The following is a 14,255-nucleotide window of genomic DNA, read 5'->3' on the forward strand; positions in this document are numbered from 1 at the left end:
TCGCGAACGAGAGTCTCCGTGTCCCAGATCAACGCCGTCGATGTCGAAATCTCAGTCGTGCTGGGGCGTTCGGTGCTGCCGATGTCCCAACTGCTGCGCATGGGTCGCGGCGCGGTGATTCCGCTGGACGTGGCCGAGGGCGACGAGGTGTGGATCCTGGCCAACAACTATCCGGTGGCGCGCGGAGAGATCGAGATCCGCGAGGATCGCATCGCCATCACCGTGACCCGCCAGGCAGACGTCTATGACTTCATGGCCGGGGCCGCCTGATTAGCCAGTGAAGAGTGATTAGCGGCGAGTGGCGAGCGAATGCGCCCCGCCTTTCCACGCCGGGCGTCAGATCACCGTCGCTGAAATCGCCCGACCCGCTCGCCACTGACTACACGCCACACGCCGCTCACTTCGCCCCTTTCCTTTTCCGACGGCTTCGTCTATTCGCCGCCGCTCCGATGCGAGCGGTCGTGGCGGAATTGGTAGACGCGCAGCGTTGAGGTCGCTGTGGGGCAACCCGTGGAAGTTCGAGTCTTCTCCACGGACCACGCCTTCGCGCCAGCCGAAGCGCCTGACAACGAAGACCACGCAGCCCTGGACGAAGACTATGTCCTCACCCCCGCCTTCGTCGAGAAGGTCGTGGACGCCGCCGACGATGGCGACGGAATGCGGCTGCGTTCGCTGCTGGAGGATCTGCACCCGGCCGACGTGGCCGACCTGATGGGCTTTCTGACGGCCGAACACCGGGCCGTCGTCGTGCTGTGGCTGCCGCCGGAACTGCTGGCCGAGACCCTGCCCGAATTGGACGACGGCATCCGCGAGGAGGTTCTGGAGCGAGTGCCGCACGGGACCCTGGCCGAAGCGCTTCAGGAACTGGATTCCGACGACGCCGCCGCCGTCGTGGAAGACCTGGAGGACGATCAGCGCGAGCGCGTCCTGGCCGCCATGCCCGAGGTCGAGCGGGCCGCCATCGAAAGCAGCCTGGGCTACGCCGAGGAGTCCGCCGGCCGTTTGATGCAGCGCGAGGTGATGGCCGCGCCCCAGTTCTGGAGCGTGGGCGACACCATCGACCACATCCGCAAACAGGGCGACGACCTGCCCGAACTGTTCTTCGACATCTATGTGGTCGATCCGGTCAACCGCCCGGTCGGCGGCGTGGCCATCAGCGCCCTTCTGCGCGCGGCGCGCAGCGCCAGGCTGACAGACCTGATGGAGCCGGTGAACGAGATCGCCGTCGACCAGGACCAGGAAGAGGTCGCCTACATCTTCGAGAAATACCACCTGATCTCGGCGCCCGTGGTGGATGCGGGCGGTCGCCTTGTCGGCCAGATCACCGTCGACGACATCGTCAACATCATCCAGGAGGAAAACCGCGAGGACATCCTGCGCCTGGCCGGCGTCGCCGACGAGGACCGGGGGTCTTCGGTCGCGGAGATCGTGCGCGGCCGCGTGCCTTGGCTGGCGATCAATCTGGCGACGGCGGCCCTGGGGGCCAGCGTCATCGGCCTGTTCGAAGGCACCATCCAGCAGATCGTCGCCCTGGCGGTGCTCATGCCCATCGTCTCCGCCATCGGCGGCAACGCCGGCACCCAGGCCCTGACGGTCACGGTGCGGGCGTTGGCCACGCGCGAGCTGAACTCGGCCAACGCCACCCGCACCTTCTTGCGCGAACTGCTGGTCGGCATGGCCAACGGGCTGATCCTGGCGCCCCTGATCGGCGTGGCCGCCGGTTTCTGGTTTCGCGACGAGAACTGGAAGATCGGCCTGGTTATCGGCGCCGCCATGATCCTGAACCTTCTGGTCGCGGCCTGCATCGGCGTTCTGACGCCCCTGACCCTGTCCAAGCTGAAGTTCGACCCGGCCGTCTCGTCCGCCGTATTCGTCACGGCGACCACCGACTTCTTCGGCTTTCTGATCTTCCTTGGTCTGGCCACACTGGTTCTGCTTTAGACCCGCGCGCCAGGTGCCCGGCGCGGCCCTTGCTGGGCACGACGCAAGCGCCCCGCGTCTGTCTTTAATTGGGTCAACCGTGTCCGACGTCCTAGCCAAACCGACCAGGGTCTCCCGCGAGGGCGTCCTTCTGATCAAGAGCTTCGAAGGGTTCCGCCCCCGCGCGACGCAGCGTGGCGACGGCCGCTGGGTCATCGGCTATGGCCACACCCGCTCCGCGCGCGAGGGCGCGGCGGTGTCGGAAGCCGAGGCCGAACTGTTGATGCAGTACGACCTGCTGCCGGTGGTCAAGGCCGTCGGCGAACACGTCAAGGTTCCGCTGAACCAGCACCAGTTCGACGCCCTGGCCAGTTTCGCCTTCTCTATCGGGGCCGAGCGGTTCGCCGTCTCCGACGTGGTGGCCCGGTTGAACGCAGGAGCGCCCCGCCAGGCCGCCGCCGCCCTCAGCGCCTGGGCCGACGACGGCGCCGCGGAGAAGCCGACCCGCCGCCGGTGCGCCGAACACGCCCTGTTCAACGCCGCGCCCGGCGCGCCCGTAACCCTGGCCGCCCTGCTGGCCGCGCCCTTGCCGTCTCCATTCGAGACAGACGAAGCCGTCCTGCCGGCGGTCGGCGGCGCATTGGAGGAGGCGGTGGCCCCCTTCCCCGCCCAGTCGGCCGAAGCCGTCGGCGCCGACGCGCCTATCGTCGCGGCGAACGACGTCCACGATCCCCTGGCCGCAGCGCCGACCGAAGCCTCCAAGGCCGCGTTCGCGGAGACGTCCAGCGTCGTCCTGACCGCGCCGGACCTCGCTGCGAAGCCGGCGGCCTCGCCTTCCGCCGATCCCGTTCTGACGGCGCTCGATCCCGATTTCACCCCGCCGGACCAGGCCCTGGGCGTGCGCGAGGTCGTGGCGCGGGCCAAGGCGTCGCGGCGCGCGGGCCTGGGCGAACTGGTGACATTCCTCGCCATGGGCGCGCTGGGCATGGTGTCGCTGGGCGTCGCCGCCGCCGCCTTTCAGCGCGCCGCGACGACGCGCAGCGGCGATACGGCGACGGTCGCCTGGGTCCTGGCCCTGATCGCGGTCGCCTGCATCGCGGTGTCGGTCTACAACCTCTACCGTCGCTGGGGCCGTCCCGGCCACGACTGACGACGCTTGGCGAGGACCTGTGCGCGATGCTAACCCCTCGCGCATGAGCATCCCCTTCGCGCCCCAATCCATGGAATTCGGCCTTGGCGAAAACGCCGACGCCATTCGCGACACGACGGCCCGCTGGGCCGCCGATCGCCTGGCCCCCTTGGCCGCGGAGATCGACGAGAAGAACGAATTCCGCCGCGACCTCTGGCCCGAGATGGGCGACCTGGGCCTGCACGGCGTCACCGTCGAGGAAGAGTACGGCGGCCTGGGCCTGGGCTATCTTGAGCACGTCGTGGCGATGGAAGAGGTCAGCCGCGCCTCCGCCTCCATCGGCCTCAGCTACGGGGCCCACTCCAACCTCTGCGTCAACCAGATCCGTCGCTGGGGCTCCGAAGACCAGAAGCGGAAATATCTGCCCAAGCTGATCTCGGGCGAGCATGTCGGCTCCCTGGCCATGTCCGAGGCCGGATCGGGATCGGACGTGATGTCGATGCGCACCCGCGCCGACAAGAAGGGCGACCGCTACGTCCTGAACGGGACCAAGTTCTGGATCACCAACGCCCCCCACGCGGACACCCTGGTCGTCTACGCCAAGACCGACCCCGAGGCCGGATCGCGCGGCTGCACCGCCTTCCTGGTCGAGAAGGGCATGAAGGGGTTCAGCGTCTCCAAGAAGCTGGACAAGATGGGAATGCGCGGCTCGGACACCGCCGAACTGGTGTTCGAGGACTGCGAAGTGCCGGAAGAGAACGTCATGGGTCCGCTGGGCGGCGGCGCGGGCGTGCTGATGAGCGGGCTGGACTATGAACGCGCCGTGCTTTCGGCCGGTCCCCTGGGCATCATGCAGGCCGCGCTGGACGTGGTTCTGCCCTACGTCCGCGACCGGAAGCAGTTCGGCAAGCCGATCGGCTCGTTCCAGCTGATGCAGGGCAAGGTGGCCGATATGTATGTCGCCCTGAACAGCGCCCGCGCCTATGTCTATTCGGTCGCCCGCGCCTGCGACGCCGGCCTGACCACCCGCTACGACGCCGCGGGCGCCATCCTGCTGGCCTCGGAGAACGCGGTGAAGGTGACGCTGGAGGCCGTCCAGGCCCTGGGCGGCGCCGGCTACACCAGGGAATGGCCGGTCGAACGGCTGGTGCGCGACGCCAAGCTGTATGACATCGGCGCCGGCACCAACGAGATCCGCCGCTTCCTGATCGGCCGGGAACTGCTGGGAAGCTGAGGTTGGGGCCGAGCCGGGCCTGGAGCGCCCCGCGGAAAAATAGTCGTATTTCGCGATTATTGGGCGGCGTTGCCGATCTGTAAGTGGCGGTTAAGCCGTTGCTCGCCTAGATGGCTCGAACCCCCAGCCGAGCGCCGTTCCTGATGCCCCCGCACGACAATCAGAGAGACCTGAGACGCTTCTCCGACGTCATCGAGGAAATCGGCGAAAGCTCCGATCCCAAGCTGAGGCTGGAAGAACTTGTCGACGCTTTCGGCGAGCGCGGGTTCGGGGCCATGATCCTGATCCTGTCCATGCTGGCGCTGCTGCCCTGGCCGCCGGGCGGCAAGGCGGTGTTCGCCGTACCGATCATCCTGATGTCGCTGGAGCTGGCCTTCCAGCGCGACTCCATCTGGTTGCCGCGCTGGGCCCTGAACGCCTCGATCAGCCGCCCGGCCTATCGCGCCGGCGTGTCGAAGATCATGAAGGTGGTGCGCTATGTCGAAAACCTGACGCGGCCCCGCATTCCGTTTCTGACGGGGGAAGCGGCCGATGTCGTCACCGGCCTGATCTGCGTCCTGCTGGCCATGGTGATGGCCCTGCCCATCCCGTTCGGCGACGCCTTGCCCGGCATCGCCCTGGTGTTCTTCGCCTTGGGCATGATGCAGCGCGACGGGGTCGCAATCCTGCTGGGCGCGATGTTCACCGGCGCCTGCGGTCTTTATCTGTTTCTGATCTGGCGCACGGTGATGGAGGTCGCGCATCACGCGGCCAACTGGCTGGCTCGCATCATCCACTGATCGCCCCGGCGCCTATGCAAAAGGGCCGCCGCGCTTCCGCGGCGACCCTTCATTGCCTGACCGCGAAACGGCCCGGACGCAACTCAGTCTGAAAGGATCAGACCAGGACCTTCCCGAGGCCCAGGGTCGCGGCCGTCGCTCGCGATGGATGACAATGAGACACTGGATCACCTCCTTTCGACTGTTGAACAGGGAGGTCGAATCTAAGACGCCTCAAGGCTTTGCGCCAATAGGCTTCGCGCATTCGTGAAGTCGGCGGCTTCAGGCCGCCTGCGCGCCGCCCGACAGGCCCTGCATCATCATGCGGTTGATGTCGATCAGGTCCTGGAACGTCTCCTCTCCGCGCATCACCGCCGAGGAGTGGCGATTGACGAACAGACTCAGCGAAATGATCTGGGCCCGCACGGGATTGGACAGCGCATTGGCCGGGTCGCTGCAGTCGCCCGCCAGGGTCGACCACAGCCGGCGGTTCCAATCCAGGGCGTCGATACGGGCGCCGAGTTCGGACGGATCGAGCGTGGAGGCGTGAACCAGAGCGCGCGTGACCTGACCGAACAACCGGTACTCCAGGTCGCGCGGGCTCTCAGCCCTGGCCGTCGCCGCTGTGTAGGCCTGAAGCGACATTCAGCACTCTCTCTTCGTATTCGACAATCTTACGCGCCGACATCAGGGCCTTGTAGTATTCGCGCGCCAGCACGTGACGCGACGCCGCGACACATTCGGCCAGGATCTCCGGGTTCTGGGTCGCGCCCATGAATTCGGTGATCCTCAGCGCCAGTTCGTCGTAGAATTTCGCCGCCCCGCTCTCGTCCAGATACATCATCATGATCGGGAAATAGATGCGGCGCGCCGGCGTGGTGACGTCCTCGGCCTGCATGATGTCCTTTTCCCGCAGGACGCTGGCGCGGTTCTGCAGGATCAGCACGCCGCGCCGGTCGCCGTTCTGGACCACCGCGCCATTCAGGACGAATTTCTCGCCGGGTTTCAGCGACAGCTTCAGGGCCATTGAGGACCGAACTCCAGACGGCGTCCCGCGGACACGCTTGATGAGGCCCGACCCTACCCGCCATCGGTTAACCATCCCTTGTCCGCCGCCGGGGCTGGAACGCCTATCGGCGCCGCTGCGTTTGCCCCTCACAGAGGAGGCGACCATGCCGGACAACGATTATCAGGACGATCAGGAACAGTCGGAGACCTTCGACGAGACCCATCTGGACGACGAGGGCGAAGGCGACATCCTTCTGGACGAAGCCGATCAGGTTCTGGACGTCACCCAGGCCGAAGGCGACGCCGACGACGAGGATTTCGATCCCGACGCCGAGATCGACCTGGACGACCAGTTGGCGCTGGATGGGATCGAGCGCGAGGCCGACGCCCTGCTGGGCGTGGATGGCGAGACCCGCAGCCAGCTGGACGCCGACGGCGAACCGGCCCCCGCCCCCGACGAGGTGGAACTGGTCTATTCCGGCCTGATGGAGAACGAACGCGGCGCCCAGGCCAGCGCCGCCCATTGGGAAGCCAAACGCCTGTCTGACGACGACATCTCCGACCTGGGCTACGGCCCCGACGGCGATCAGGACAGCCCCGCCCGATAACACCGAGGACAAGATAATGGACCACGAGAAAGCCCGCAGCGACGCCCTTTCGGACGCCCCGCACGCCAAGCGCGTCGAAACCGACGATGCCAAGCCCGATCAACTTGAGAAGATCGACAAGGCGGAAAGCCGCCAGGAAGCCCTGGTCGACGAAGGGCTGGAGGAAACCTTCCCTGCCAGCGACCCGGTCTCGGCCAAGCGCATCACCTGATCGCTGTTCACGTCGATGGCGATACGCTACCCACTCCGTGGAAACACGGAGTGGGTTTTTCATGAGCCGTTTCGAAGGCACCGACCGTTATATCGCCACCGACGATCTGAAGGTGGCCGTCAACGCCGCCGTCGCCCTGGAGCGTCCCCTGCTGATCAAGGGCGAACCGGGCACGGGCAAGACGGTGCTGGCCTATGAGATCGCCAAGGCTTTCGGCGCTCCGCTGATCACCTGGCACGTCAAGTCCACGACCAAGGCGCACAACGGCCTCTATGAATACGACGCCGTCAGCCGCCTGCGCGACAGCCAGCTGGGCGAGGAAAGAGTCCACGACGTCCGCAACTATCTAAAGAAGGGCAAGCTGTGGGAAGCCTTCACCTCCCCGGTCCGCCCTGTCCTGCTGATCGACGAGATCGACAAGGCCGACATCGAATTCCCGAACGATCTTCTTCAGGAACTGGATCGGATGGAATTCTACGTCCAGGAAACCGACGAGACGATCCGCGCCGAGGTGCGCCCCATCGTCATCATCACCTCCAACAACGAAAAGGAGCTGCCCGACGCCTTCCTGCGTCGCTGCTTCTTCCACTTCATTCGCTTCCCGGACGCCGAGACCCTTTCGGCCATCGTCGATGTCCACTTCCCCGGCATCAAGCCGCGCCTGGTCTCCGAGGCGCTGAAGACCTTCTATGAGATCCGCGAAACGGCGGGCCTGAAGAAAAAGCCGTCGACATCCGAACTGCTGGATTGGCTGAAGCTGCTGCTGGTCGAGGACATCGACGCCGAGACCCTGCGCGAGAAGACGCCCAATCGCCTGATCCCGCCCCTGCACGGCGCCCTGCTGAAGAACGAACAGGATGTGCATCTGTTCGAGCGTCTGGCCTTCCTGAACCGCCGCGAAGGCGCGCGTCCCGGCGGTTGAGCCGCCTTACCGCGATTTCACTGGAACGGCCGCGCACGGCGCGCAGAATAGGCGCCAAGAAAGGTTCGACCATGCGTCATGTCCTGATTTGCCTTGCTCTGGCGGCCGGCCTGTCGGGCTGCGACGGGGAGAACTCGGTGCGGATCACCACGACCCAGTCCAGCGACGGCGCGGAGGCGGGCGTGCTGAAGGTGGTCGACACCCTCCAATGCCCGGAGGTCCTGGGCGTCCTGACCCGCAAGGGTCTGGCGGCGGCGGGCGGCGCCAACTGCGTCTATGGCGGGCCGAAGGGGTCGGACGTAGTCCTGCACCTGGTCCGGCTGGAAGGCCGGTCCCCGGACGACGTGCTGCGCGATTTCGAGGCCCGCGTCAGCGCCGACCTGCCCCAGACATCCGCTCGTCTGGCCCCCACGCCGACGGCCCAGGCCGCCGCGGCCGCCGCCGTCAACGGCGAGGAGACCGCCTCGGTCCAGGCGCCGGGCGTCAACATCCAGACCCGCGGCGACGACGCCTCGGTCCGCCTGCCCGGCCTGCGGATCGAGACCCAGGGCGACAACGCCAGCGTCCGCATCGGCGGCATCAACATCCAGTCCAAGGACGGCCAGAACACCCGCACCGAAACCTCGACCGTCAGCGTGGACTCCAACGACAAGTCCACGCGCGTCCGCACCCGCGCGCCCGGCGCGGCCACGCGCATGACCTACATCCTGTCCGACGACCAGCCCGCCGACGCCGGATGGCGCCGGGTCGGGTTCGAGGCGCGCGGCCCCGCCGGCGGCCCCATCGTCGTCGCCGTGGTTCGTTCCAAGGATCGCGGCGACGGCGCGGTGTTCGAGGACGCCCGCGAACTGGTCACGCTGAACGTCGGCCGCTGAATCGGCCCGCGCGGGGATAGTTCGGCCGGATCGGCCGGCGGCGCTTGATCCCGGCGCGTCTTTGCGCCACCTGACCGTCCCGTAAGCGATCAGGACACGCCCTTGGCCGAGCGCCCCCCCAAGAAGAACGCCCCTCGCGCCTGGCAGCGTATGTTGTCGGGCCGTCGCCTGGACCTGCTGGACCCTTCGCCCTTCGACATCGAGATCGAGGACATCGCCCACGGCCTGGCCCGCGTCGCGCGCTGGAACGGCCAGACGATCGGCGAACACGCCTTTTCGGTCGCGCAGCACAGCGTCGTGGTCGAAGAGATCGCCGCCCACATCAGGCCGGGCCTGGATCCGAAATGGCGCCTGGCCGCCCTGCTGCACGACGCCTCGGAATATGTGATCGGCGACATGATCTCGCCGTTCAAGGCCGCCCTGGGCTCGGGCTACAAGGATTTCGAAGCCAAGCTGGAGGCGGCCATCCACCTGCGCTACGGCCTGCCGCCCAAGACGCCGCAGACGATCAAGACCCTGATCAAGAAGGCCGACAAGGCCTGCGCCTTTTTCGAGGCGACGCAGTTGGCCGGCTTCACAGAGAAGGAATCGCTGGGCTTTTTCGGCCGCCCGCCCGCCGGCTACAGCCTGGTGATCGAGCCCCAGCCCGCCCCGGTCGCCCAAGCCCGCTATCTGGAACGCTACCGCGTCCTGGCCGGCGCGGTCGGCCTGATTCCAGCCGACGACGCCTGGCATACGGAATAGCGCCATGAACTCGGGGGCGGAGGACGGCGTTCGCATCGGTCTGTCGGCGGTCGTCATGACGCTGAAGGCCCGCCAGGCGGTCGTCCTGACCACGCCGGCCGAGGATGGGGCGCGCGCCCTGCCCTTCGGCCCCTTCGACCCGTTGCGGGACCGCACGTTCGAACGCGCCTTGCGCGATTTCGTGACCGCCCAGACCGGGTTTCGACTGGGCTTCGTCGAACAGCTCTACACCTTCGGCGACGCGGGCCGCGCCTCGCCGCGCGCCACGCCCGGGCCGGAACGCAGGCGCGAGGTTTCGGTCGGCTATCTCGCCCTGACGCCCGACGCCGCCGAGGGCGAGGTGCATGACGCGCGCTGGGACGCGGTGTTCGACTATTTTCCCTGGGAAGACCGTCGCCAGCCCGCCGACCCCGCCCTGGCCGAACATCTGAAGGCCTGGGCCGGACGGGACGAGGCCCGCCTTACCCGCGTCCGAAGCCTCTTCGCCCTGACGGCGGAAAACCGCTGGGACGAGGAGCGGGTGCTGGAACGCTATGAACTGCTCTACGAGGCCCGACTGGCGCCCGAGGCCTGGCGCGACGCCGGCCAACCGGCGCCCCCGGCCCTGCCCGGCCGCCCGATGGCCTCGGACCACCGCCGCATCCTGGCCACCGCGCTGGGCCGGCTGCGCAGCAAGCTGAAGTACCGCCCTGTTCTGTTCGACCTGACGCCCGGCGTCTTCACCCTGTCGCAGCTCCAGGCTGGCGCCGAGGCTGTCTCCGGCCTAAGCCTGCACAAGCAGAACTTCAGGCGCGGGGTCGAGCGCACGGGGTTGGTGGAACCCACCGGCCGGATGTCCTCCACGACCGGCGGCCGACCCGCCGAACTGTTTCGATTCAAGGGCGTGGACGCCCAGACAGGGGCCGCGCCCGGCCTGTCCCTGCCCGCCCAACGATAGCGTCGGATTTCTTTCACAGACCGCTTGCGAACGGCGCCGGCTCCGACTAGAGAAGCCCCTCGCTCGACCAAGCGACATCGGCGCCGCGGAGAGGTGGCAGAGTGGTCGAATGTACCGCACTCGAAATGCGGCGTGCCTGGAAGGGTACCGTGGGTTCGAATCCCACCCTCTCCGCCACCGGCCTGGGGAATGTGTCGCAGTTTGTGTCGCACTTACGTGTCGCAAAAATGTTTGCTTAAGGGGTGCGACACAAGGCTTAGAAGTCCTCACCCCTGACTCGACTTCAGCCGTTTCCGGCCCACGTAATCGGCCCAAACGAGCTTCGGCTGACCACCGGAAAATACTAGTTGCCACGTGCCAACTTTTCGACCGGCTGGGACCGTTGCATCGCCAAGAGAGCGCTCACCTTCTTCCAGCGACCAATGAACGTTGAGGTTCGCATACATCTCTGCGTGAGCCTTGGTCCGCTCGGTCAGGACACCGCACGAGTAGGCGACGGCGTCCTGCTGGTCACCGCATATAATCGGCTCGATGCCGAAGACTTGCTCACCCAACATCGTGATTAGATTGAAGATCGTCATAGTCGCTCCACGTGTGTCATGGAGCGACTATAACAACATATATTGCAGTAAATTGTGGCCTTTTCTTGTGTAGCAGGTTATTTCACTGACGATGAGGTGAGTGGCAGTATACAGATGTCGAACCGAGTGCCGGTCCATTACTTTTGCATTGATCAAAACTCTCATTGAACGTGCAAAGGCCGGCATTGGCAGCCTCCGGTTTGAGATCCGGGAACTTTGCAGGATCAGCGTCCGACTCAAACTGGATGCTTCCGCCATCAACCCAGACAAATCGCTGCTTGCCAGCATAGCCTCCGAAGCGGTTCCTTCCGTTCACCCACCCGCAAACTGACGACATATCGGCGGTCACGTCTGTGAAGACCACCGAGGTCGGATCAATCATCTCAGATGAGACCGACTCCTTTGCTCGCTCGATCATTTCTCGCTGCCGCGCGCAATGCGAGCGTCACGACGCCAACCGCACATGCATAAGCTACTTTCACGAACGCCCCTGTAAAAAACCCGATTTGGGTTAACCTGTTACGGGTTCTACTGGGACGGCTGCTTTTCGCAAGCGGCGGTCATGACGAACTCCCTGCACAGCCCTGCAGCGCGCAGAGCGACCGTGCTTCGCCTGATGGCGGAGCGCGGCTTCTCCCAGAAGCGCGCCTGCGGGCTGGTTCAGATCGATCCGAAGACGGTTGCGACGCGGAGGTGCGCGAGCGCCTGCGCAGTCTGGCGGCCGAGCGTCGCCGGTTCGGCTATCGGCGCCTGGGCATCCTGTTGGAGCGGGAGGGCGTCAGCATGAACAAGAAGCGGCTGTTCCGGCTCTATCGGGAGGAAGGCCTGGCGGTGCGACGACGACGAGGCCGCAAGCGGGCTACCGGAACACGTGCGCCCATGGCCCTGCCGGACGGCCCAAACCAGCGCTGGTCGCTGGACTTCGTAGCCGACGGTCTATCGTGGGGGCGACGCTTCCGCATCCTGTGCATCGTCGATGACTTTACGCGTGAGGCCCTGGCTCTGGTGGTCGACACCTCGATCGGGGGCCAGCGCATGGCGCGGGAGCTGGATCGGCTGATCGCACGGCGGGGACGTCCGGCCATGATCGTGAGCGACAACGGGACGGAGATGACCAGTCGTGCGATCCTCGAATGGACCAACCGTACCGGCGTCGGCTGGCCTTACATCGCGCCGGGCAAGCCGCAGCAGAACGGCTTCGTCGAGAGCTTCAACGGCCGGCTCCGCGACGAGTGCCTGAACGAGGAGGTCTTCGCCACCCTGGCCGAAGCCCGCGCCGTCATCGAGCGCTGGCGCATCGACTACAACCACGTCAGGCCGCACTCGGCGCACGGGGGACTGACCCCGGAGGCGGTGCGCCTGAACCCCCCCGCCGGCGCAGAAGATCGGCTATCAATCCCCTGGGCTCTCACAATGATCGAGGGAACGGAGGGGGGCGCCTCATCCATCATCGTCCGATCGTGGACACCATCATCGTGTCCATCATCGTCCAGTTAAACCGACCACACCTCCCTCAGAAGGCGGTCATGATCGGACGCGTACTCCTCAAGGATCGCCAGCTTCTGCTCTTCGCTGAAGATGCGCCGGCGCTCGCCAGTCAAAAGGGTGATCTGGCTCATCCACTCATACGACCAGTCATATGACCGCTCGTATGAGCAGTCTTATGACCTGAGCATCGCCGATCCCCCTACCTGAACAAGGCGGCCTTCACCGGAGGGGTACGCCTTAGCTGCGATCGGGACCGTTGCAACTCAAGGCACGAACACCGTTAGAAAGCGAACCACGGTTCCACCCCTCCAGCCCCCCACTCCTCCGTCGAACTCACCTTAGCTCGTACATGTCGGAAAGCGGCCGCTTTGCAGATTGAGCAACGGACACACGTGCCGGATAACGTCCAACTGCCAGCAGGAAAATAATGGACCGATCGCGCGGAATGCGGAGTCGCTCTTTCAACTTTCGGTCTACCGCGCCCGGCTTTGACCAGTTCAAGCAGCAGGTCGCCAATCCTTCCCGGTGGAGCCCGAGGATTAACGACATCGCAAACAAACCCCCATCAACCCATCGTTGATTTCTTTCCGGGCCAAAAAAGTTCTTCGTCTTTGTAGTTATAACGAGCAGCGTTGGCACGTTTTCCGCAAACCCGTTGGCGCCGGCCTGAATCGCTAACGCGGCATCTATATCTGCCCGCTCTTTGATTACGTAGACGAACCCAGATTGTCGATTGCAGACACTTGGCGCCTTCTGTGCGACTCGGATGGCCGAAATGATCTGTTCGTCTGCGACCATTGCTTGATCAAACACACGGACACTAGAGCGGCTTTCGAAGAACGCTGCGGGGACGGCGCGGCCAATATTTACAACGTCCTCCCGGATTAGCAACTTGAGGCCACCTCGGACATCCGACGATTTGACGCTGAGTAACTGATTAATCTCCGCTGAGTATGGGTAGTTTATATAATCGGCCGCCTTGTGGAATTTCGAATAGGCAACCAGCACCCCTTGCGCACGCGCGATTGTGTCATCAACGCCGTATAGTGCAATATATTCGTTACATCTCCTTAGCAGCGGACCGATATTACGAGCACCAAAGCCTAACCTTGGAGATGGGAGCGATAGGCCCTTCTCGATATTATGAGTCATAATCGTAATAACAGAGATGAGCGACTCTCTATCCGTCACCCCTTTCAGAACAGATGAATTCGATGCATAATCAACTAGATCGTATATGAAAAATCGCAGAATTGCAGGGCCGTCCAACACCGCCCTCTTAATAGATCTCAGGGAATCTGTAAAATTTCGAGAATGCAACATTAGTATGGCCCTATTTCAATTCTTCTACAAACGGCCGTTTACAAAACTAGCATGCTATCGAGCAATCAAAAGTACGACCGCAGGCAACGCTAGACATCATCCTTCAGATGAAAAACCTGCTCTGGATGATCGGTCGCAAACTTCACTAATCTTGCCGCCTCCCACTCCCACCACCGGAGACTTTCAACCCTTTCAACGACGGCCTCACTGAATCGGCGTCGTATGACTCGCGCTGGATTACCCGCCACAATCGTATAGGGCTCGACGTCCTTCGTAACGATGGCGCCAGCGCCAACAATCGCGCCCCGACCTATTGATTGGGCGCCAGGAAGGATAATAGCCCCGTGCCCAATCCACACATCATCAGATATATTGCAGGATATAAATGGGATGTCGGCCAATGATGTCCCTGCATAACCCTCATCATAAAGATATGGCGTCAAACTAAGTGTATCCGCGTCATGATTCCGATTTACGACTCTCGCGGTGCTTGAGATCGAGCAATACCTTCCAAAGC

The 14,255-nt window shown here is 64.4% G+C and carries 17 protein-coding genes, 2 tRNA genes and 1 pseudogene; 14 read left to right on the forward strand and 6 right to left on the reverse strand.

What is annotated here, in order from left to right:
• Positions 1–18 precede the first annotated feature (18 nt).
• The 6 genes from DI624_RS12750 (at position 19) to DI624_RS12775 (ending at position 5,062) form a co-directional block, all read left to right on the forward strand.
• Positions 19–270, forward strand: coding sequence for a FliM/FliN family flagellar motor switch protein (locus DI624_RS12750; protein ID WP_291539155.1), 252 nt, complete (start codon positions 19–21; stop codon positions 268–270).
• A 185-nt stretch (positions 271–455) separates the two neighbouring features.
• Positions 456–539, forward strand: a tRNA-Leu gene (locus DI624_RS12755).
• The gene (mgtE, locus tag DI624_RS12760) at positions 511–1,941 is read left to right on the forward strand and encodes a magnesium transporter (protein ID WP_291539158.1); all 1,431 of its coding nucleotides are present in this window, start codon (positions 511–513) and stop codon (positions 1,939–1,941) included. Before DI624_RS12755 ends, mgtE begins: the two co-directional genes overlap by 29 nt.
• Before the next feature lie 79 nt (positions 1,942–2,020).
• On the forward strand, positions 2,021–3,070 hold the full coding sequence (locus DI624_RS12765) for a lysozyme (protein WP_291539160.1): 1,050 nt from the start codon (positions 2,021–2,023) through the stop codon (positions 3,068–3,070).
• Positions 3,071–3,113: 43 nt separating this feature from the next.
• Positions 3,114–4,283, forward strand: coding sequence for an isovaleryl-CoA dehydrogenase (locus tag DI624_RS12770; RefSeq protein ID WP_291539163.1), 1,170 nt, complete (start codon positions 3,114–3,116; stop codon positions 4,281–4,283).
• A 110-nt stretch (positions 4,284–4,393) separates the two neighbouring features.
• Entirely contained in the window at positions 4,394–5,062 is a 669-nt protein-coding gene (locus tag DI624_RS12775) for an exopolysaccharide biosynthesis protein (RefSeq protein ID WP_291539168.1), read from the forward strand.
• Positions 5,063–5,323: 261 nt separating this feature from the next.
• Here DI624_RS12775 and flaF read toward each other — a convergent pair whose 3' ends face one another.
• Positions 5,324–5,686, reverse strand: coding sequence for a flagellar biosynthesis regulator FlaF (flaF, locus tag DI624_RS12780; protein ID WP_291539170.1), 363 nt, complete (start codon positions 5,684–5,686; stop codon positions 5,324–5,326).
• Complete coding sequence (flbT, locus tag DI624_RS12785) at positions 5,646–6,068, reverse strand: flagellar biosynthesis repressor FlbT (protein WP_291539173.1); 423 nt, start codon at positions 6,066–6,068, stop codon at positions 5,646–5,648. The genes flaF and flbT overlap by 41 nt, the downstream gene beginning before the upstream one ends.
• A 145-nt stretch (positions 6,069–6,213) precedes the next feature.
• Between flbT and DI624_RS12790 the strand changes: the two genes are divergently transcribed.
• The 7 genes from DI624_RS12790 (at position 6,214) to DI624_RS12820 (ending at position 10,523) form a co-directional block, all read left to right on the forward strand.
• Positions 6,214–6,657, forward strand: coding sequence for a hypothetical protein (locus DI624_RS12790; protein WP_291539176.1), 444 nt, complete (start codon positions 6,214–6,216; stop codon positions 6,655–6,657).
• Positions 6,658–6,673: 16 nt separating this feature from the next.
• Entirely contained in the window at positions 6,674–6,868 is a 195-nt protein-coding gene (locus tag DI624_RS12795; RefSeq protein ID WP_291539179.1) for a hypothetical protein, read from the forward strand.
• Between the two features lie 61 nt (positions 6,869–6,929).
• A complete protein-coding gene (locus DI624_RS12800; protein WP_291539181.1) occupies positions 6,930–7,790 on the forward strand; it encodes a MoxR family ATPase in 861 nt (286 codons plus the stop codon).
• Between the two features lie 71 nt (positions 7,791–7,861).
• Positions 7,862–8,665, forward strand: a complete 804-nt coding sequence (locus tag DI624_RS12805; RefSeq protein WP_291539184.1) for a methyltransferase type 11 — start codon at positions 7,862–7,864, stop codon at positions 8,663–8,665.
• A gap of 150 nt (positions 8,666–8,815) precedes the next feature.
• On the forward strand, positions 8,816–9,409 hold the full coding sequence (locus DI624_RS12810; RefSeq protein ID WP_291539197.1) for an HD family hydrolase: 594 nt from the start codon (positions 8,816–8,818) through the stop codon (positions 9,407–9,409).
• Positions 9,410–9,413: 4 nt separating this feature from the next.
• Positions 9,414–10,346: an NAD regulator gene (locus tag DI624_RS12815; protein ID WP_291539187.1), complete on the forward strand. Its 933-nt coding sequence runs from the start codon at positions 9,414–9,416 to the stop codon at positions 10,344–10,346.
• A gap of 87 nt (positions 10,347–10,433) precedes the next feature.
• Positions 10,434–10,523 (forward strand) — tRNA-Ser (locus DI624_RS12820).
• Between the two features lie 89 nt (positions 10,524–10,612).
• Here the strand turns inward: DI624_RS12820 and DI624_RS12825 are convergent.
• Entirely contained in the window at positions 10,613–10,927 is a 315-nt protein-coding gene (locus tag DI624_RS12825) for a hypothetical protein (protein WP_291539190.1), read from the reverse strand.
• 607 nt (positions 10,928–11,534) lie between these two features.
• On the opposite strand from DI624_RS12825, the pseudogene DI624_RS12830 reads away from it, so the two are divergent.
• Positions 11,535–12,424, forward strand: a pseudogene (locus DI624_RS12830) (IS3 family transposase); the annotation flags it as partial.
• Here DI624_RS12830 and DI624_RS12835 read toward each other — a convergent pair.
• The 3 genes from DI624_RS12835 to DI624_RS12845 all read right to left on the reverse strand — a co-directional run.
• Positions 12,421–12,546, reverse strand: coding sequence for a hypothetical protein (locus DI624_RS12835; protein ID WP_291539192.1), 126 nt, complete (start codon positions 12,544–12,546; stop codon positions 12,421–12,423). The pseudogene DI624_RS12830 and the gene DI624_RS12835 sit on opposite strands and share 4 nt — an antisense overlap.
• Positions 12,547–12,748: 202 nt before the next feature.
• Positions 12,749–13,684: a nitroreductase family protein gene (locus DI624_RS12840; RefSeq protein ID WP_291539193.1), complete on the reverse strand. Its 936-nt coding sequence runs from the start codon at positions 13,682–13,684 to the stop codon at positions 12,749–12,751.
• A 143-nt stretch (positions 13,685–13,827) separates the two neighbouring features.
• On the reverse strand, positions 13,828–14,255 hold a 428-nt coding region (locus DI624_RS12845), incomplete at its 5' end, for a CatB-related O-acetyltransferase (RefSeq protein WP_291539195.1).

It is taken from the genome of Brevundimonas sp., assembly GCF_003248455.1.
In the GTDB taxonomy this organism is placed as follows: Bacteria; Pseudomonadota; Alphaproteobacteria; order Caulobacterales; family Caulobacteraceae; genus Brevundimonas.